The following is a 17,830-nucleotide window of genomic DNA, read 5'->3' as shown; positions in this document are numbered from 1 at the left end:
GGCCCTAGGAGCTTCCCCCTGGACCTTCCTCTTATCCTATGAATAACAGGAAATTGCTAGATTTAACTGGATACTAGCCGCTCTAATCTACATTTATAACAACCTTTCCCCGGCCATGTCCGAGCTCAACAGCCCGGTAGGCATCTGCCGACCGCTCCAGAGGGGAGACCTGTCGAATATGAATCTTCAGCCTGCCCTGTTCATAAAGATCAGCGAGCTCCTTAAGCCGCCAGGCCGACCGCTGGCTGCGGATGATCCGGGCCCTGTTAACTAATCCTTCTTCAACACCGGAATCCATATCTCGCTTCTGAAATTCGGAACGGACACATCCTTGCTCTCATTCCAGAGAAGCTCCGGCCCTTCCGCCAGTTCATAACTGGACGACGGGAACCATTCAGAATAAATACGACCCCAAATATTCTGGAGAGTATCCGGGAACGGACCAACAGATTCAAAAACAGCCCACGTTGAAGCGGAAACCTCCAGACATGACCATTTATCCGGGCACAGCTCCTTCGTTGCCGCTCCAATGTAATGGTCTAATTCACCTTTTTCGTTCATTCGGCCCTCCGAGAAATTTGTTGAGGCACTGATCAACCCGTAAGGCTCCACATTGGACAGCGCTTTTAATTCTAGAATATCCTCCTCCTTCAGACTCTCCGCCATAGCCGAGATCTCCGGATTAACGCCTTGAAACACAATCGGCACCCGTTTGCTGAGACCTACAATCCGAAATGCTTCTTTCTCCACAATCCTGTAATTCATCTGTTCTCCTCCCTTTATCGTTAACTGGAAGGTCATCCGCGGATAGGCCTTAAGCGGTTGACCGTGATTGCGGGCTTCTGATGGAGTCAAACCGTGCATACCCTGAAAAGCTCTGCTGAACGCATCCGCCGACTGATATCCGTACTTCACGGCGATGTCGAGAATCCGATGTTGTCCGTTGACAAGTTCAAATGCGGCCAGGGTTAGGCGCCTGCGCCGGATATACTCACTTAAGGTGACACCAGCCAGAAATGAGAACATCCTTGTAAAGTGATATTCCGAACAGAATGCATGCTTGGCCGCCTCTTTGAGATCGATCTCCTCCAGAAGATGATCTTCGATATAATTCATGGCTTGATTCAGATTTTCCAGTGTATTCATGAGATCAGCTCCTTCCCGCATATATAAAATAACAAAATCTTTCATCGCCGATCCGACTTTCTGAGCACCATAATGTAGGGTATATGAACTCCTCAAGCGTAAAATGACGCAGCCACTTGAGCTGCGTCACCATGTCGCGTATCCTCAAACCCTATTCCATTGCCTGAGCCAGCTCTGTGAAAATAACCCCCAGCGCGTGAGCACCCGCATCTGGATAACCCAAGCTGCGCTCCCCTACGGCCCCTGCTCTGCCCATCCGGGCAACGATGGAGGCTGTGTGTTCTGCCCCCTGAGCCGCAGCCTCTGCCGCCCTGATAGCCGTAAGCTTCAGGTCTTCCCCTTGAAGAGAACCCTGCTCCCACACTTCTGCAAAAGGAATCAAGGCGTCCATCAAGGTCTTGTCGCCAAGCACCGCCCCTCTGCCGAAGGAGCGTTCCCCAGTGTCCTGTATTCCCTTCACCACAGCCTTCATCATGCCTGCAAAGTCGGAACTGGTAAGCTCCATCAAGCCAGCGGCATATTTGCCCGCAGCCCGGAACCCCGATCCCCAGATCGGGCCGGAAGCACCGCCGCAGTGTTCCATAATAATCAGTGAACAGGCTTGCAGAAATTCACCGATGCTGCCTGTATGCTGCTGCAGAATGTCCGGCCAATCGCGCTTCAGCTGTTTGAAGCCTTTGGCAATGCTCATTCCGAAATCCCCATCCCCCGCATGGGCGTCCAATTCACAAAAAGGCACTTCATTTCGGATGATGATTTCACTCATTTTATCGATCAGATAAATGATATTGTGCAAGGAGAAAGCATTCCCGTTGATCCGGGCATAGGACGGATCGGTCTCGCACATATAGGACGCAGAGGGAGAATCGGCAGACTGGTTTGCAGCGGACAACTCCTCCGGGACTACTGGAAGAAACGGTCCTGCAACCCGAAGCGCGGGGGTGTCACAGTCCGCCTGCAAGTACCGTTTTAACTCATCATCCAATCTAAGCAGAGATACAGAAGCTCCCGCCATATCAATGCTTGTCATATAATTTCCAACAAAAAGCTTAATCACAACGGCATCACGGCTCTGGATCTCCCTGACCACCGCATTTGCCAGCACATACAATTCCTGCAGCGGTGTTCCGCCGAAGCCATTGACCAGTACTGCGGCTTCCTGTACCTCGTGACCTCCTGACCGGATATCCCGGAACAAATCCGCCACCATTCGGGCAGCCAGTTCATTGGCGGGTACCAGAGGCTCTCTACGAATACCGGGTTCCCCATGAATACCTACCCCATATTCCATTTCGTCGTCGCCAAGCGTAAAGGTTGGTGTGCCCTTAGCCGGTACCGTGCAGGATGTCAGCGCAAAACCGATGCTTCTAGTATGATCCGCCGCTTTCTGGGCGATCGCCTTCACTTCAGGCAGGGTTTTGCCTTCCTCAGCCGCAGCCCCCGCAATCTTGTGCACAAATACCGTACCAGCTACGCCTCTCCGTCCTACGGTGTACAAGCTGTCCTCAACAGCGATATCGTCATCCACTTTGATATAATCCACCAGAATTCCGTCTTCTTCTGCAAGGTGGGCGGCATTCTTGAAGTTCATGATGTCTCCGCTGTAATTCTTAATGATCAGCAGAGTTCCCTGTGAGCCGGCAGAAGCTTTTATGGCCTGGTAGACCTGAATCTGAGAGGGGGAGGCAAATACATCCCCACAGACCGCCGCATCCAGCATCCCCTGGCCGACAAACCCGGCATGAGCGGGCTCATGTCCGCTGCCTCCCCCGCTGATCAAGGTTACCTTATCTGAATTCAACTTGCGTTTATGGATAAAATTATACTTTCGGTTGTACTCAAGCTCCGGATGGGCAAGCACAAGCCCTCTGCACATGTCCTCAACCATAGTATGAGGCTGGTTTATAATCTTTTTCATTAGTAAGTTCCCCCTTGTCTGTGATCGGTGAATGTATGGTCAACCTGACCATTCAACCGGACCAAACCGGCATGCCTAGATTAATGAACTTATGTAATCGCTACCAACTATAATACCATTTTTCACCTTCACATTGAATAAGGGGGTCTTGCTGCCTGGCCCCTTTGTGGTATAGCGCAGGTTTACGGAAAGATTTGCATATAAAGCGGTGTCTGGTTATTATGAGAGTGAATCAACTAAATAAAGGAGCGATCTATCGATGCCAGTAGAAGTGTACATTAATTTTAACGGGAATTGCCGGGAAGCCGTTGAGTATTATGCGGAGGTATTTGGCACAGAGCAACCCCATATGATGGCGTTTGGAGATAATCCTCCGAATCCTGAATTTCAAATTCCGGAAGAAGCCAAACATCTGATTATGCATACCCGTCTCACTATCAGCGGCAGCAACGTCATGTTCTCTGATGTGTTTCCAGGCATGCCATTTGTTGAAGGTAATAACATTAGCCTGTCTGTCATCGATACGGACAAGGACAAGATCGTATCCTATTTCAATAAGTTGAAGGAAGGCGGAAATGTCCGCATGGAGCTTCAGGAGACGTTCTGGAGTAAATGCTACGGCAGCCTCGTCGACAAATTCGGGATCGAGTGGCAGTTTAGCCTCGATAGTGGTGAGACCTGGTCCTAAGCACGCCCCTGGAAATAATCGGGGAAATCCAGTACCAACAACGATGGGAGCGGGCGTTCCATTCCGAAAGCCTTTCGAACACAAACCGAATTCCTAAACAAAAATTAGGGGCCGTCGTTAAGGACGGCCCCTTGCCTGTTTATTCGTACAGCATGTATCTTGGCTTACGAGAGGTTAATTCCCGGATACTTCAGCTTCTGCCGCATCCGAATTGTTTCTGGTCCCAACCGCCTTAATCACAAAATTATAAGCTTTGCCCGCATCGATATTATTTACCGTGTAGCTGTAATTGGTCTGTCCACTGACTGCCGGAACATAAACGCTCCAATTCTTGCTGACCTTATCGTTCTTCTCATAGATCCGGTAACCCCTGACCGGCTCTGAGCCTGAGGCTGGCGCTTTCCACGAAATCACCGCACGGTTGCCGGACTGCTTCACGGCGCTTGGATTCTCGACCTTATTCGGTTTACCATCTGTCCGCTTGATACTATACGCCTCATATACAGCGATCGGTTTATCCTTAACCGCAGTATAAGAGGTGAACTTTAGAACCTCATTTGTGATGGAGACATCAATGAACATCTTCTTGTTCGGCTGCTCATTCTTCGCCGCAAAGAAGGTGTCCGCATCCGGGTTCCGATCGTAGAACTTGGAGGCTGCCGAGTTGCCCATCAGGTACACAGTGCCTTTAGGATTTACGACATTTCCTTGTTCATCAATAATGACATTCTTAATCGGAACGTTATTCAGCATCTGATAGGACCGCATATACATGTGGTCGTGCCCTTCAAATACCATATCCACACCCAGTTCATCAAAAACAGGGATCAGATATTTCCGGTAAAACTGAACCCGGTCATCCTCAGCAGTGGCGTTGTCGCCGGATGAATACGGCCCTTTATGCATCGAAACGAACTTCCACTTCTTATCTGACTTCGCAACTGTGTTTCTCATCCACTCCAGCTGCTTCGTGAATTCAGGGTCAGCTTTGTAAGGCTTGACATCCCCCTCATACTGGGAGTTCATCTGCATGAACAAGGCATCTCCGTACTCAAAGGCATATACGGAGCCATCATGCGCTCCTGTTCCTACATCCTTAGGCAGATTGAAGTGATAGAAGAAGTTGTTGTTCGGGTTATCCTCCACCTCATGGTTCCCGATAATCGGAGCAAATGGAACATTGGCGAACTCCTTCTTCGGCACACCAAGGAACCACTGCCACAGCTGCTCCAAGTCCCCGTCGTCCGTCAAATCCCCAGTCAGCAGCACAAACTTCGGATCAACCGTCTTCTCAATAGCCCGCTTGAAGGTATCCTGCCACAACTCGAAATTGGATTTACTGGACCCTTGAGTGTCGGTCACATAGAGGAAATGAAAATCCTGATTATTGGCTTTGTCTGTCATGAAGGAGCCGGTCTCGCTCCAGCCGTCGTCATCCCCGTTACCAACCCGGTACACATACTTAGTTCCCGGTTTGAGACCGCTTGCAATAACCTTGTGACTGGCAAACTTCTTGTATTTCTTGCCGCTTCTATCGCTGGCTGTCATCAACGTTTCAATGACGGTAGAGGTTCCCTCGAATGAAATAGCCGTGTCCCCAGGAAATTCTCCTCCGCCTGCCTGATCAGCCTCAGCAACCTGAACGACTGTCCCTCTAACGGTATCAGCGGTATACCAGTCAAAGGCAATACTGGTCTTAGGATCTCCATTAAATGTCATGTTGAGCAGGGTAGGTGTCTTGTTGCCGGAATCAGGCGATCCTGTTTTAAAGCTCCATGAGATGTCGGCCGTGGTTGGCAACCCGTCGGAAGCCCCCTTAACCATTCCTTTGGGCAGAGTCACCTTATAGGTTTTGCCTGAGGCAAAATTAGCATGGTTGATCTTTACTGTATCGTCACTGCTGAGCGAAGCGGAGACGTTGCCGACCGGACTGTTATTACTGTCTGTAATTGACGGCTTCAAGGCGGAGTCAAGCGTAATTGCCTTGTTGAACTTAACCGTCACTGCCGCATTCAGGGCCACATTCGTTGCTCCTGCGGCAGGTGCCTTGCCGATCTCCACAGTTGGTGGATCTACCGGGCCTCCGCCTCCCTTGCGTGTGCCAGCAATGACAATGTCCTTGATCCGGCTTGAACCTGAACTTGATACCTTGCCTCCACTTACACTTGTTGTTGAATTAACAACCCAGCGGATATACAGCTGGCTCTGATCGCTTGCTCCTTCGGGGACCGGAAGTTGATTAAGCTTGCATTTATTACCGGAGCAGCTGAAATTGTTCTCCGACAGCACAAGGGTCCCGCCGGGAATATCGGTCCAGTTCGTCTGATCCGTGCTGAATTGGACCTTAAAGTCTTTAGGACCCGTGCTGGAAGAAGTCTGTTGGGAGCTTAAGGTAAGATTCTCGTAGCCTTGTGTAGAAAGGGATGCCTCCCAATATTTTGTGCCCTTTCCGTTATCCCAACCCTGATTGCGGACGCTGTTCTCCCCCGGTTCGTACGTATACTTGTCTGTGTTCGTTCCTACATCACGCAAAGATGACAGAGAATGAAACACACCTCCGGTTGCGGCAAACACACCGTTCTCACCCTTGTCTTTAAAGATCCATTCAGCCAACGTTTCTTGGGCTGCGGCGGCTTCAAAGCTCTCGCTGCTCTCACTCTGCTCCTCAGCGCGTACAGCACCAGCCATGTCCATAATGAGAAGCAGAAGAACCAGTCCTAAGCTCAAACCTCTTACGAACCGGTTTTTCGTCGAAGAGTATCCATTTAACATCGATTCATCTCCTTTACCCTTGGTTAGGTGCAATGCGGACTAGGGATAAACAAACCGCCGTCTCTTTCAAGATCGGCGGTTCATAATTTAGGTTTACTGCATTTCCCAGTCTGTAACCTGTGCAATGGCTGAATCCGCATTCTTCAGATCCGTTTCACCCATGTTCATGAGGTTGCTGTACTGCTTAACCCGGTTCTTCCCGTTCGGTGGTTGGTTATAGTCGTTGGTGTCCACGATTTTGGTACGTTCTTTATAAAACTTAGTCATGAATGTCTTCTCGTCTGAGCTGCTTCCTGACTTGGACAGAAGGCCTTGAAGCGTGTTAGAACCGCCAGTCGCCCCATGATTCAGCGCCGCATCCACGAAGGAACCAATCGTCAAGGCAGAGTTGAATCCGCGTTTACGGGCCTGATCCACACTGTATTTGATATAAATGTTGTAGAAAGTCTTCCAAGTCGCAACTTTCCAATCCTCGTCGTTTTGAAGCTTGTTGATCTTCTTACAGAAGCTGCCATCCGTAATGTTAATAACTCCATTTTTATAAGTTCCTTTAATGCCGAGCCGCTTAAACGCTCCAGTTACGGAAGGATTGCTCGCCCCCTTCTCGGCGTCATACTGCTCGAACAGCTCCGGAGCGTCACCGCCTGGATCGTTAGGCCCACCCGTGGTTGCTCCGTAGATCGTCATGGTATAACCGCGGTCGTCTCCAATATCCTCACAATATCCGTAGTACTTCGTCCAGTTCAGATTGTCCTGCTCCGGCTTGTTGACCAGCTTCATGATATTGTCCCACTGTTCACTATCAAGCCCGGTCTTGCTTTTTAGCATATCAAGCACGACTGGAGGAAACTTGGAATCCGAATTCCCGGCAGCAGCAGCCGGCTGCGAGAAAGGGCTCGAGAACAGGCTAAAGGATAAAGTAATAGCAAAACTAAGCATAATCAGCATGGACGATTTCAGCTTCTTAATTCCCTTGCTCCGCGCATTATACAAATTCATCTCTCCCTTTAGATTAATTTAAGCGTTTTAACTAATTTACAGAATTAAACTCCTCCATTTCTTGTTACAAAGCCTGATAATTACCGGGAAAATTGCGTGTCCTCTACATCCCTCCTGTTCTTCCTGAATTTAAATGCGCTTTAATTTTATTACAGAAATGTTTACAGAAGCAGCACATATCCTCTTGTAAATATTAAATTTTTATACATATATTGCTTTCATTTTGTTCCCGTCCTACAATCCATTTTAAGGAGGTGCTGTATGAAACCGGAGTTTTATCAAAGCAACCTTTTTGAGATCAGCCGTAAGACAAGAGTAGTCTCCAGCATGCCTGCCAGCCATTATCATGACGCATACGAAATTTTGTATTTCATTTCCGGAAATCTGTACTACATGGTTGGAGATCAGACGCACCAAGTCGTTGGTGGAACGCTGCTGTTCATTCGGGCAAGTGAGGTTCACAGGCTTGTCAATTCCAGCAGGCATTTGTATGAGAGAATTACGTTGGTATTCAAAAAAGAGTTTCTTCACCCCCTCTGTGCCAGCCGGGAAATTGAGGGCATGCTTTCGTTCTTTGAAAGCGGCATCAGCGCACTTAAGCTTAGCGGCAAGGATCAGCACTTCGTTGAGCATCTTTTTCACAAAATGATTCAGGAAGGCGACAAACAGGCCTTTGGCTACGAGCAGTACCAGCAGATTCTGCTGCTAGAGCTGCTGCTGTTCCTTAACCGTAAGGTCCATGACAGCGGCAGCAAGCATACGGCCGAGACTAACCGGACACATAAGAAAGTACTCGAGATTGTTAACTTTATTGACAATCACTATGCGGAACGCCTGCAGATTTGCCAGATCGCCCAGCAGTTCTCGATCAGCCCCTCTTATTTGAGCCGGACCTTCAAGGAGACAACCGGCTTTACGTTCATCGAGTATCTCAACAATCTGAGAATTAAGAAAGCCCGTGAGCTGCTTACGAGCTCCTCCTACAACATTACCGAAATCGCGGAACAGGTCGGATTTGACAACTGCTCCCATTTCGGCCGCACCTTTAAGATCATTATGGGAGTCTCCCCTCTTAGTTTCCGTAAGATGAACGGGCTCAGCTTGAAAGTCTAAGCGTATATTTAAGGACCAGAGCAGGGCAGCAGGACATAGGCTTGGAGAATTTGTATACACAAAGAAAGCATGCTTGGCTGCAAGCATGCTTTCTCTTGGTTATGAAAGTTATTTATTCGTCGTCGGGCTGGTCCCACTTTCTGGAGTACGCCTTCCGCGTAACCCAAAAGGTCGCCCATATAATGAAGACGGCTACAATCAGGATCAGGAAATAAACTAGGAACAATACATAACCTCCCATGGTCACTTTACATCGCAGCTGCGACTGCTATTCTAGCGTCATTTGCCAAATCCATTTTATTGTAAAGTAAACCTGAGATTTTGGCTACTATACCAAAATTTCTGCGGTCTCCTCAATTAACGCTCCGTTCTCCAATCGAAGCACACGGTCACATAAGGAGAGAACCCGCTCATCATGGGTAACCATCACCGCTGCCTTCCCCTCCGCCTTAACTTCCCCTGCCAGCATGCTGACCACATCATGCCCCCTGGTTGCATCCAGACTTGCTGTCGGTTCATCCGCATACAAGACGGCCGGATTATTCATCCAGGCCCTCGCAATTGCAACCCGCTGGCGCTCTCCGCCGGACAGCTGGTGAGGATAATGCCTGCGGCGATGCTGCAGGCCCAATCTCTCGAGAAGCTCACGTGCCCGACTGACTGCTTTGCCTTTATCCGTTCCCGCGAGCTTGGCCACCAGCAGCAGCTGCTCCTCCACCTTCAAGTAAGGAATCAGATTCGCGCTTTGAAATATGAATCCAATATGATTCAGTCTCAGCTGCTCCAGTTCATGGGCGCTGTGCTCCGAGAGCTTCTCCCCGTCTACAAACACCTGGCCGCTGGTTGGAGTAAGCAAAGCCCCGGCAATGGAGAGGAAGGTGCTTTTTCCTGATCCCGAAGGACCGATAACCGCAACGAGTTCCCCCGCATTCACTTGAAGCGACAGCTGGTCAAGCACCTTTAACTGCGCGTCGCCGTCTCCGTAAACATGGGTAATCTGTTCAAGTATGAGTTTGGCTGTCATGCGGATACCCTCCCTATCGCGTCCAAAGCGTCCACTTTGGCGACTTTAACTACAGAAATCAGCGAACCGGCTACCGCCATCACTACAAACAAAACGCTCGTTAGGACAATGCTGCCGGCATCCAGCTTGAACGGCATCGAATCAGGCAGAAGACGGTTAGCGGCCGCCACGAGCAGCAGGCTGACAGCCAGACTGCTTATGGTAAGCATCAGAACTTGGGCGAGAACGCTTCTCGCCAGATAACCTGAGCTTGTGCCCATCGCTTTCAGAATACCGAATTGGCTTGTCTTCTGAATCGTTATAACATAGAAGAATACCGCAAGTACAAAACCGGAAATGACGAATAGAAATGTAATCATCATCAGCAAACTCCCCTGCTCTTCCTTATAACCGGGAATTGCGGAAATCGCGGATTTCTTACTCAGGATCTGCATATCCCCCAGCTTGGACGCAAGCTTATCCGCCTGACCGTTGTCTGCTTTGACCGCTATTGTATTATAGGTGGTCTCCTCCTTGGCTGTACCTGGCTTAGCTGTGAACTTTGCCTTCCAGCTATCCCACTGCTGCATATCCATATATACAACAGGGGTATGGCTGTAGGATTCGTTTTTGACAAATCCTGCTACCGTCCACTCTGCACCCGTCATTTGATCATGGATCTGGCTGCCAAGCCGGAATCCCGATTCTTTAAGCTTGCTGTCCGCCAGCACTTCATCCGATCCGGTTCTCCTGCTGCCCTCAATCACTTCCGGCATAATCCAGCCCCCCGGGTCTGCGGCGAACAGGGTCACATCCGTCTTCGTTCCTTCCCCGCCTTGAGTCACTGTGGTCATTTGTACACCCAGCGGCTGCACATTCTTTTGCCCGACAATCGAAGCAGCCTGGCTCAGTGTATCTGGGGTAACCACAGATCGCCCAAACCGCTGCCCGGCATCCTTTTGTACGATGAAATAATCCGCTGGCATATTCTCAATGGACGATGCATTGGCGTAAGCAAGGCCCCGGGCCAAGCCGGTCACAAACATGACCAGGAATGACACCAGCAGCATAATGATCACAATTAGCGCATAACGTGTTTTGGCAAATCTCATTTCTCTTAGTGCTAGAAACATGCTCGCTCCCTCCCTTGATAGCCAAAGTATAGGAAGCGAAAATGAACGCCGTATGAACAACAAATTACAAGAGCGGAAGGGAGACCTTGAAGGTAGTACCTGAACTGCTGCTCTCTACTTCAATTGTCCCTTCATGCAAGGAGACAATCTTCTTCACAATGGACAATCCGAGCCCTGAGCTTCCTGAGGCACGCTCCCGAGCACGGTCTACCCGGTAGAATCGGTCAAAGAGATAGGGGAGCTGGTCTTCCGCAATTCCATCCCCCGTGTCCGTAACCCGGACGACACACCGGTCTCCTGTCAAATCAGCTTTGAGATGAATAGACCGGCCTTCCGGGATATATTTGACCGCATTGGATACAAGATTCATCCATACCTGGGACAATAACACCTCATCGCCACTCACTTCAATGTCAGCCGGAACCTCAAACTTCAGAGCAATATCCTTCTCCCCAAGCTGCCATTCCATGACTTGAACAACCTGACGAAGCTGGCTGCGCAAATTGAATTTCTTCTTATGCAGCCCCTCTGAAGCTTGGTCCAAGGAGGACAGCAGAAGGAGCTGCTTGCTCAGGATGGACAGATGCCGGCTCTCCTCGTTGATGATGGAGGCATAATGCTCATATTCCTCTCTCGGAAGGTCCCGATTGAGCAGAGCTTCAGCGAAACCTTGGATGGAGGTAAGCGGTGACTGAATCTCATGGGAGACATTGGCCACAAATTCCTGACGCGCCTGCTCGGCCCGTTCCAGCTCCCGGCTCATCGTGGAGAAATGTTTGGCGAGCTGTCCGATCTCATCGCGCCTTCGAACAGGCAGAACCATATCATAGGAACCTTGGGCTATTCGCTTGGTTGCTTCCGTCAGGCGGGTAATCGGCTTCACCAGGTACCTGGTGCTGAGCAGCATTGCTGCTACACTGAAGACCACAGCCAGCCCTCCAATTAGCGCAAAAAAGATTCTCAGTTCCCCGAACTGGAGCACAACATCGGGTCTCACAAATAGAGCATATCTTTCCCCATTTAAGGTCACAGGAACACCGATGGTGTTTCTCAGGGTATTATCAAAGAACCCCGTGACAAACGGGGTGTTTGGGAAATGCGCCACCCCGTGGTAGATTTGTCCGCTCAACACCATCTGCAGAGATTCCGGCGCCAGGTCCTTCTCCCGGAACGGGCTTCCATAGGAAATCTCCTGCCCTTGTCTGCTTACAAGCAGCATTTCATAACCCAAAGCCGCTGTGCTCCTGAGATAAGCTTTGGCATCGGCCGGGTGGTCTTCAACATAATTCTTCATATTAACAGCGATCTTCACCAACTTCTCATCATTAAACGGCTTCAGCTTCATATGGTAGTAAATATTAGACACGAGAAACCCGGCAAGACTGCTGAAGATGACGGTTGCCAGCGTAATCAGGAACACCCGTGAATAAAGAGATCTCAAGGTGCGCCCACCTCCAGCTTATAACCGATGCCGCGAACGGTCTGGATCGTGAAGTCTTCCTGGTAATCTGTGAAGCGCTGCCTTAGTCTCTTAATATGCACGTCCACCGTCCGCTCATCGCCTTCATAGTCTTCTCCCCAAACCAGCCGGATCAGATCCTCCCTGGAGAACAGTCTTCCAGGATACTGGGCAAGCTGTGCGAGCAGCTCAAACTCCTTCATCGGCAGCAGAATGTCTGAATGGCCATCCGACACCTCATAATTCTGGCGGTCTATGACAAGCCGGTTGAGGCGTATCTTGTCACTGGAGGCAACGGAGTACCTTCGGAACAAGGCTTTGATACGAAACATCAATTCCTTGGGCTCGAACGGCTTGGTCACGTAATCATCAGTTCCCCGCCGGTAGCCCTGTTCCTTATCCGGCAGCTGGTCCTTGGCAGTAAGCAGGATAATAGGAATATCGTACTGGCTGCGGATAAACTCACATAATGCAAGTCCATCCATGTTAGGCATCATGATATCAATCACCGCCAGGTCAACGGCTTCCTGCTCCAGCTTTGCTTTGGCTTCCAGCCCGTCGCCGGCTTGGACGATCCGGTATCCCTCCAGGGTTATCACATGTTGAAGCAGCGTTTGGATATGTTTGTCATCATCTGCGATAAGTATCGTTTTCAAGTCTGTGCCTCTTTTCTGAACATTTCTGATCCCATTATACACAGTTCCAAATCCTAGTCCGAATCTCACCAACAAATCGTCACAAAATATATCCTCAGGCCTATTCTAAGAATCAATAAATGCGAATATGATAATCGAAGCGCTTACATTTGTCACATAATATTCACATTTTATGATGGAGGGATTGACATGGAGACGAAGCCGGACTACAACCGCATATCTGCAAGCCAGAACTTCAAGCAATTAATGTTGAAGAAGAAAAGATTTCTGTTCCCGATGACCCTGTTCTTTCTGGTGTTCTACTTCCTACTTCCTGTGTTGACCTCTTATTCCAAGGTGCTTAACGAACCCGCAATCGGTCCAATCAGCTGGGCCTGGATGTTCGCCTTTGCCCAATTCATCATGACCTGGGCGCTGTGTATGATCTATTCCCGCAAATCCGTGCAATTCGACAAGGCTATTGAAGAGATCAAACAGGAAGCCGCCGGGAGGAAACAAGCATGAATACAACGGCATTTTCGCTGTTTCTTGGTATTGTTGCCATTACGCTGATCATTACCTATTTTGCCTCCAAAAGGACAAAGAGCACCAGTGAATTCTACACCGGTGGGGGCGGATTAACCGGCTGGCAGAACGGTCTGGCCATCGCGGGGGACTACATGTCTGCCGCCTCATTCCTCGGCATTGCCGGGTCCATTGCCCTTGCCGGCTTCGACGGGTTCTTTTACAGCATCGGCTTTCTTGTGGCCTATCTTGTGGTTCTGTATTTAATTGCGGAGCCGCTGCGGAATTTGGGCAAATATACGATGGCTGACATGATTGCGGCCCGTTTCGACGATAAGAAGATTCGCGGGGTTGCCGCTCTTAATACAATAGCCATATCCACCTTTTATATGATTGCCCAGCTAGTTGGGGCAGGCAGCCTGATCCGGCTGCTGCTCGGCCTGGATGCCGTCACCTCCATTGTGATCGTTGGTGTGCTGATGACCATCTATGTTGTGTTCGGCGGAATGACCGCAACCAGTTGGGTGCAGATCACAAAAGCCGTTCTGCTCATGGCAGGCACGTTCATCATTTCGCTTATCGTGTTTGCCAAGTTTAATTTCTCACTTACAGAAATGTTCAACCATTTGAAGACCGCCACCCCGCTCGGTGAGGCATTCCTCAATCCGGGCAACAAGTACAAGGTTCCGCTGGACACTCTTTCATTGAATCTCGCGCTTGTGTTAGGAACAGCCGGTCTGCCGCATATCCTGATCCGGTTCTTCACGGTAAAAGACGCCCCAACCGCACGAAGCTCTGTCGTCTATGCCACCTGGATCATCGGTATCTTCTATATCATGACCGTGTTCCTTGGATTTGGTGCCGCCGCTTTCGTAGGCGCGGATGCCATAACCGCTCAGGACAAAGGCGGCAATCTCGCCGCACCGCTTCTTGCTCAGGCCTTGGGGGGCGATTTCCTTTTCGCCTTCATTTCTGCAGTGGCTTTTGCAACGATTCTTGCTGTGGTTACCGGCCTTGTCCTCTCGGCCGCTTCAGCGTTTGCCCATGATTTCTATGGCCACATCATCAAGAAAGGAACCGCTACGGAGAAGCAGCAGTTGAAGGCCGCTCGCTGGGCTTCGGTCGGCGTATCCGTGCTGTCGATTATCCTGGCTTTGTTCGCCATGAAGCTCAACGTAGCTTTCCTCGTGTCGCTTGCTTTCGCCGTCGCGGCAAGTGCCAATCTGCCGGTGCTGGTCTTCACGATTTTCTGGAAAAGATTCAACACGGCCGGCGCCATCACCGGCATGCTGACCGGGCTTATCAGCGCCCTGCTTCTGGTCGCCATCAGCCCAAGTGTCTGGGACCCGGCTGGCAAGGCGATCTTTACCGGGGAAGCGTTGTTCCCGCTGACGAATCCGGGGATTATCTCTATACCGCTCGGCTTCATTGGAGCGATCATCGGAACACTGCTCTCTTCTAAATCAGATATCAAAAAGTACACCGAGGTCATGGTCAAAGCCAATACCGGCATTTGATGACCTTTGCAGAGTTAAACCTAAAAGAACTGGCACGGGTATCAGTCCGCTGCCAGTTCTTTGTTTAGTTTTTCTTAGTTTGCTGTTTTTTCTTAAGTTAGGATCTTTTCTAAATTATTTTTTGTTCTATAAATATAGTTGAATTCCAAGCAGGACGATGTTCATGGTTGATGCTGATGCTGTAATTGACGATTTGCAGGAATTAGTTAATATCGTCCTATAAACGCGCTCAATTAACCTCATGAATTTATTACTCCTTCCAAGGCCAGAAGAGCTAAGAGGATCTCCACAGTAAGTGGATTTCCCCTAGCAGCTTTAAGCCTCTACCACCTTTTTTCGCGAAACCCATAACCGCCACCCGGTTAACACCGCGGCAAGCAGGCTTATACCCGCCGCCAGACTGAATACAATGTGCATCCCGGCAAGGAAAATGTCAGGACGACCGGGGATCAGACTGATGACATGGTGCCCCGCCTTGCTGCTCATCACACCAAACAATGTGGTAGTAGCTACCGTAATGCCCACCACCATCCCGATATTACGGACCAGGGAGTTGATACTTCCAGCGGTCCCCAGCTCAGTCCTTGGAACCTTGGACATGATCAGAGAGTTGTTCGGGGACTGGAACATCCCGTTACCCAGCCCTAGCATCGCGGTCCAGGTCCCGACGAGTGTCAGGGAGCTTCCCTCGTGAAGGGAGGCCATTCCACATAGGGCAATGACAATAACCATCAGACCTGCGAAAGTGAGCAGTTCCGAACCGATTTTATCCGACAAGGCCCCGCTTAGCGGAGCAACAATGACCATGGTAATCGGGAAGAGCATCAGCAGAAATCCTGCATGATAAGGAGTCAGGTGCAGCACGCTTTGCGTATAGAACGGCGAGATAATGTTAAAGCAGAAGATGCTTACGAAAGTGAGGAATCCGCAGAAAATACTTAACGAGAACCAGGAATTCCGGAACAGCGACAGCTGCAGCAGCGGTTCCTTCCTGCGGGCTTCAACCCATATGAATATGAAGAACACAACTGCGGACAGGACAAGACTAATAATGATCCATGTGTCCCGGTAGCCTACCTGCTGTCCGAGCAGAAGCCCCGCGAACAAGAGGAGCACAAATGCCGCAAACAGAACACTCCCGGGAAGATCCATACTTTTGCGTGAGCGGATTAGATCTCCAGGAAGGACCCGCCATGCGATGGCAATTGCAATCAGGCCGACCGGAATGTTCACCCAGAATATATACTCCCACCCAAGGGAGGAGACAATCACACCCCCGATGCTTGGCCCCGCAATGCTGCCAAGTGACACGAATGTGCCGATTAGGCCCAGCGCACGACCCCGTTCTTTGGCAGGAAAGATGTCGGTTATAATCCCCATGCTGTTCGCCATCGTAATTGAAGCCCCCAGCGCTTGGATCACCCTTGAGACAATAAGAAATGGCAGACTTGAGCTGAAGCCGCAAAGAGCTGAGCCAAGCAGGAATACAATCGTTCCGGCTTTAAATACTTTTATTTTGCCGGCTGAATCGCCAAGCTTACCGAAGAATAATACTGCCGCACAGATCGCCATCAGATAGCTCGTTGCAACCCACTCGGTCTGAGCCATGGCAAGTGAGAGCTTAGCCGAAATCTCCGGCAATGCGATATTGACTATACTGGCATCCAAAGTAGACATAAAGGTAAACAAATTTACAGCAACGAGAATCAGCCACTTCCTGCTCTGGACCGCTTGATTCTCCTGGTAAGTCAACGGAAGATCATTCATCATTATCACCCCGGATACGATTTCGAAATAGTTGCGCACGCAACAATATGTAAGCAAAAACAGTATATCTCATATTAGTTGCGCGCGCAACAATAATAGGATAAAATTTTAATGTTATATAAGATGAACTTTAGAATTTGCAAATCGCAGCGCCCCTAAAGGATCACCTTCATAAGTTCATTTTATATAACTTCTCCTACCTTAAGTAGGATGCCGACAAGGAAGAGGTGTACACATAAAGTGAAACAGGAACCCATCGGGAAGCTCATATCGCAAATTCATAGACATTGTCAAAAAATGCTAAACAAACAGCTTGCACCCTATGGTCTGAGTGGCGGCGGCCAGCACAGTTTTCTAAAAACGATCCTCCTTAACCCGGGCATTAACCAAGACCAGCTGACCCAGGATTTGAAGTTTGACAAGGCCACGACCGCCAGAGCTGTTAAGCATCTTGAGGAAACCGGCTACATCGAGAGGATTGTCAATGAACAGGACCGGCGTTCCCTCTCCTTATATCCTACTCCCAAAGCCAGGGAGTTCCTTCCGAAGCTGCAATCGATCCTGGATGAGCATAATGCGATTCTTACCCGCAACTTATCGTCCGAGGAGCTGAACCACCTTCTGGCCCTGCTTCATCAGATTAATTTAGACACTGGGGAATAGATTTCCCCCGGCTCTTTGGCTTCCATGACCAATCATGGTATCATGATAGGGAATGAACTAAGGAGGAAATATCTGTTGAATAACATAACCGGTAATGAGCTTCATGAATCCAAGGAAGGCATGGGCAGTGTGGTCGTGTCCATTCTGCTCATGATCATCGCATTTATACTCACTCTGTTCACTCTGCTTATCTTCTCCCGCAACTATGATTCACCAAATACCGTTGGAATTTGGGTGCCGATCGGGATCACCGCTGCTGCCAGTCTGGGAGGTCTTATGTTCGGCCGGAATTCCCTGAAGACCGGTGCTGCGCGCGGTCTGTCTATCTTCAGTACAAGCGTGTCTGCGGTGCTGCTGCTCGGCGAGCTTGTTCTTGCAGTACTTCTGCTGGTGAAATAACCAGCCAGAAATTAAGGCAGCACAAAAAGATCTGACAAGACCGAGGCTGTGCTTCGAATCTTTCAGATCTTTTTTTATTTGCTATATATAAAG

General features: G+C 49.6%; 16 protein-coding genes. 6 read left to right on the top strand and 10 right to left on the bottom strand.

The features are described from left to right. Nucleotides 1-82: 82 nt before the first annotated feature. The 3 genes from BN6628_RS25625 to dhaK all read right to left on the bottom strand — a co-directional run bounded on the left by BN6628_RS25625 (nt 83) and on the right by dhaK (nt 3,064). Nucleotides 83-298 carry a zinc-binding dehydrogenase gene (locus tag BN6628_RS25625; protein ID WP_082927102.1) on the bottom strand — a complete coding sequence of 72 codons (216 nt, stop codon included), beginning with the start codon at nt 296-298 and terminating at the stop codon, nt 83-85. Next, a complete protein-coding gene (locus BN6628_RS11040; RefSeq protein ID WP_068622199.1) occupies nt 271-1,146 on the bottom strand; it encodes an AraC family transcriptional regulator in 876 nt (291 codons plus the stop codon). Before BN6628_RS11040 ends, BN6628_RS25625 begins: the two co-directional genes overlap by 28 nt. A 151-nt stretch (nt 1,147-1,297) precedes the next feature. Further along, entirely contained in the window at nt 1,298-3,064 is a 1,767-nt protein-coding gene (gene dhaK / locus BN6628_RS11035) for a dihydroxyacetone kinase subunit DhaK (RefSeq protein WP_068617337.1), read from the bottom strand. Between the two features lie 259 nt (nt 3,065-3,323). Here dhaK and BN6628_RS11030 point away from each other — a divergent pair, with 259 nt between their 5' ends. Continuing rightward, nucleotides 3,324-3,752, top strand: a complete 429-nt coding sequence (locus tag BN6628_RS11030) for a VOC family protein (protein WP_068617334.1) — start codon at nt 3,324-3,326, stop codon at nt 3,750-3,752. A 174-nt stretch (nt 3,753-3,926) separates the two neighbouring features. Here BN6628_RS11030 and BN6628_RS11025 read toward each other — a convergent pair whose 3' ends face one another. Together BN6628_RS11025 and BN6628_RS11020 are read right to left on the bottom strand one after the other, a co-directional pair. Further along, on the bottom strand, nt 3,927-6,524 hold the full coding sequence (locus BN6628_RS11025) for a metallophosphoesterase (protein WP_068617332.1): 2,598 nt from the start codon (nt 6,522-6,524) through the stop codon (nt 3,927-3,929). A 93-nt stretch (nt 6,525-6,617) separates the two neighbouring features. Then, a complete protein-coding gene (locus tag BN6628_RS11020; protein WP_068617330.1) occupies nt 6,618-7,523 on the bottom strand; it encodes a chitosanase in 906 nt (301 codons plus the stop codon). A 261-nt stretch (nt 7,524-7,784) separates the two neighbouring features. On the opposite strand from BN6628_RS11020, the gene BN6628_RS11015 reads away from it, so the two are divergent. Continuing rightward, the gene (locus BN6628_RS11015) at nt 7,785-8,636 is read left to right on the top strand and encodes an AraC family transcriptional regulator (protein WP_068617328.1); all 852 of its coding nucleotides are present in this window, start codon (nt 7,785-7,787) and stop codon (nt 8,634-8,636) included. Nucleotides 8,637-8,964: 328 nt separating this feature from the next. On the opposite strand, the gene BN6628_RS11010 is transcribed toward BN6628_RS11015, so the two are convergent. The 4 genes from BN6628_RS11010 to BN6628_RS10995 form a co-directional block, all read right to left on the bottom strand. Then, the gene (locus BN6628_RS11010) at nt 8,965-9,660 is read right to left on the bottom strand and encodes an ABC transporter ATP-binding protein (protein ID WP_068617327.1); all 696 of its coding nucleotides are present in this window, start codon (nt 9,658-9,660) and stop codon (nt 8,965-8,967) included. Further along, nucleotides 9,657-10,772, bottom strand: a complete 1,116-nt coding sequence (locus BN6628_RS11005; protein ID WP_068617326.1) for an ABC transporter permease — start codon at nt 10,770-10,772, stop codon at nt 9,657-9,659. The genes BN6628_RS11010 and BN6628_RS11005 overlap by 4 nt, the downstream gene beginning before the upstream one ends. Nucleotides 10,773-10,836: 64 nt before the next feature. Continuing rightward, entirely contained in the window at nt 10,837-12,213 is a 1,377-nt protein-coding gene (locus tag BN6628_RS11000; RefSeq protein WP_068617325.1) for a sensor histidine kinase, read from the bottom strand. Then, nucleotides 12,210-12,887: a response regulator transcription factor gene (locus tag BN6628_RS10995; RefSeq protein ID WP_068617324.1), complete on the bottom strand. Its 678-nt coding sequence runs from the start codon at nt 12,885-12,887 to the stop codon at nt 12,210-12,212. The genes BN6628_RS11000 and BN6628_RS10995 overlap by 4 nt, the downstream gene beginning before the upstream one ends. 189 nt (nt 12,888-13,076) lie before the next feature. Here BN6628_RS10995 and BN6628_RS10990 point away from each other — a divergent pair, with 189 nt between their 5' ends. Next, on the top strand, nt 13,077-13,391 hold the full coding sequence (locus tag BN6628_RS10990) for a DUF485 domain-containing protein (protein ID WP_068617317.1): 315 nt from the start codon (nt 13,077-13,079) through the stop codon (nt 13,389-13,391). After that, on the top strand, nt 13,388-14,908 hold the full coding sequence (locus BN6628_RS10985; RefSeq protein WP_068617310.1) for a solute symporter family protein: 1,521 nt from the start codon (nt 13,388-13,390) through the stop codon (nt 14,906-14,908). The genes BN6628_RS10990 and BN6628_RS10985 overlap by 4 nt, the downstream gene beginning before the upstream one ends. A gap of 315 nt (nt 14,909-15,223) precedes the next feature. Here BN6628_RS10985 and BN6628_RS10980 read toward each other — a convergent pair whose 3' ends face one another. Further along, entirely contained in the window at nt 15,224-16,675 is a 1,452-nt protein-coding gene (locus BN6628_RS10980; protein WP_068617308.1) for an MFS transporter, read from the bottom strand. Between the two features lie 240 nt (nt 16,676-16,915). Here BN6628_RS10980 and BN6628_RS10975 point away from each other — a divergent pair, with 240 nt between their 5' ends. Next, a complete protein-coding gene (locus tag BN6628_RS10975) occupies nt 16,916-17,338 on the top strand; it encodes a MarR family winged helix-turn-helix transcriptional regulator (protein ID WP_068617306.1) in 423 nt (140 codons plus the stop codon). Nucleotides 17,339-17,413: 75 nt separating this feature from the next. Beyond that, a complete protein-coding gene (locus tag BN6628_RS10970) occupies nt 17,414-17,737 on the top strand; it encodes a hypothetical protein (RefSeq protein WP_068617303.1) in 324 nt (107 codons plus the stop codon). The last annotated feature ends 93 nt before the right edge of the window (nt 17,738-17,830 follow it).

Origin of the sequence: Paenibacillus tuaregi (genome assembly GCF_900086655.1) — a bacterium.
In the GTDB taxonomy this organism is placed as follows: Bacteria; Bacillota; Bacilli; order Paenibacillales; family Paenibacillaceae; genus Fontibacillus; species Fontibacillus tuaregi.
Note: the sequence above shows the minus strand (reverse complement) of the source record. Positions and strands in the feature narration are given on the sequence as shown.

Bases quoted from the DNA above. Each gene is read 5' to 3' on its own strand.
- BN6628_RS11030 (WP_068617334.1), top strand. From the start codon at position 3,324: ATGCCAGTAGAAGTGTACATTAATTTTAACGGGAATTGCCGGGAAGCC.
- dhaK (WP_068617337.1), bottom strand. From the start codon at position 3,064: ATGAAAAAGATTATAAACCAGCCTCATACTATGGTTGAGGACATGTGC.
- BN6628_RS11005 (WP_068617326.1), bottom strand. From the start codon at position 10,772: ATGTTTCTAGCACTAAGAGAAATGAGATTTGCCAAAACACGTTATGCG.
- BN6628_RS11015 (WP_068617328.1), top strand. From the start codon at position 7,785: ATGAAACCGGAGTTTTATCAAAGCAACCTTTTTGAGATCAGCCGTAAG.
- BN6628_RS10980 (WP_068617308.1), bottom strand. From the start codon at position 16,675: ATGAATGATCTTCCGTTGACTTACCAGGAGAATCAAGCGGTCCAGAGC.
- BN6628_RS11020 (WP_068617330.1), bottom strand. From the start codon at position 7,523: ATGAATTTGTATAATGCGCGGAGCAAGGGAATTAAGAAGCTGAAATCG.
- BN6628_RS10990 (WP_068617317.1), top strand. From the start codon at position 13,077: ATGGAGACGAAGCCGGACTACAACCGCATATCTGCAAGCCAGAACTTC.
- BN6628_RS25625 (WP_082927102.1), bottom strand. From the start codon at position 298: ATGGATTCCGGTGTTGAAGAAGGATTAGTTAACAGGGCCCGGATCATC.
- BN6628_RS10985 (WP_068617310.1), top strand. From the start codon at position 13,388: ATGAATACAACGGCATTTTCGCTGTTTCTTGGTATTGTTGCCATTACG.
- BN6628_RS11010 (WP_068617327.1), bottom strand. From the start codon at position 9,660: ATGACAGCCAAACTCATACTTGAACAGATTACCCATGTTTACGGAGAC.
- BN6628_RS11040 (WP_068622199.1), bottom strand. From the start codon at position 1,146: ATGAATACACTGGAAAATCTGAATCAAGCCATGAATTATATCGAAGAT.
- BN6628_RS11025 (WP_068617332.1), bottom strand. From the start codon at position 6,524: ATGTTAAATGGATACTCTTCGACGAAAAACCGGTTCGTAAGAGGTTTG.